Genomic DNA, 1336 nt, shown 5'->3' on the forward strand with positions numbered 1-1336 from the left:
CAAGACATTACTCTTGATGCCAAAACGCCGAAAGTAAGTGTTAATGGCAAAGATGATCAGCTCATCACAGTGAATGGCACAAACGATGAAATCACAGGTAAAATCAAGATTGTTAAAAAAGGAACAGAGTCCCAACTTGCCATGTGGAATCAATACTACAGTCTTCTTGGAAACAAATTCAAGTTAACCAATAAGCAGAGTGGTAAGATTTATGAGATTACAACTGATGCCAAGGGAGAGGCACTCGTTGAAAACATGCAGCTGGGAGACTACACCGTGGAAGAAGTCTCTGCCTCGGCTGGTTTCGCCAAAACCTTTAAAGCTCAATCAGCTAGCCTAAAGCAAGACGGGACGCTAGAGCTTACCGTCTCAGGCACCAATGATGAAATCAAGGGAGAAAATACCCTTGAAAAACGCGATAAGGATACCGATATCGAAGCTCAAGGTCAAGCGGTTCTAAAGCAGGCAGAGTATACCCTTTACTATGGTGAAGATAGGGCAGGAGCTTCTAGCCATAAGAAAGATACTCCGGTCAAGTGGACGGATATCCCGAATGCCAAACTCTTAAAAGGTGAGAAGGTCAAGACCTCTATCATCAATGGTCAAGAAGTGGATAACGGAGAGAACGTTGTCTTAAATGTGGATGACAAGGACTTGACCGTTGCGGTTGGAAATCTCGCCTTAGGTAAATACTACTGGAAGGAAACAAACGCTCCTGAAGGCTATGCTTTAGATGGAAAAATCCACGAGTTCACTATTGCTAAGAAAGATGATGCGACCAAAAACATCGTCACTCCAACCACCAAATCCCTCGAGCAGATTATCAAGGCTAAAATATCTATTCAAAAGATTGTTCAAAGTAAGGGAGACGGCAGTCATTCAGGTATCAACGATGTGACCTTTAAGGCAACGCCAATCAATGATACCAAAGCAGAGGCTGTCGAGTTCACAACGACTATCAAAGAGGATGAAGACGGTTTTGCGACCACGGAGCTCCTCTACGGGGATTGGAAAATAGAAGAGGTAGAAGCGCCTGCTGGATATGAAAAGATTGACCCGATCTATGTTCACATGAGCTACGATGAAAAGACGGATCTCTATACCATTACCGCCTCTAAGCAAGAAGACGGATCCAAACCATTCTCTACCCGCACCTTCAGTCAATCAGATGACAAGAAGGAACAAAATGCCAATGCCAAAGGTACACTTGCAGGGACACTCACCTCAAGCAAGGCTTTGATTAGTCTCTCTCGTATGACCTTTAAGGACAATCCAATTCCAGATATTACACCTGAAAAACCAGATTTCCAACCAGAGAAGTTTGACTTGTCTGAAG

1 protein-coding gene is annotated in these 1336 nt (G+C 43.7%); it reads left to right on the plus strand.

What is annotated here, in order from left to right:
- Window positions 1-1336: MSCRAMM family protein (locus tag E4T82_RS12585; protein ID WP_265588342.1), on the plus strand; the 1336-nt coding region annotated here is incomplete at both ends.

The organism is Streptococcus cuniculi (assembly GCF_004570575.1).
Classification (GTDB): domain Bacteria; phylum Bacillota; class Bacilli; order Lactobacillales; family Streptococcaceae; genus Streptococcus; species Streptococcus cuniculi_A.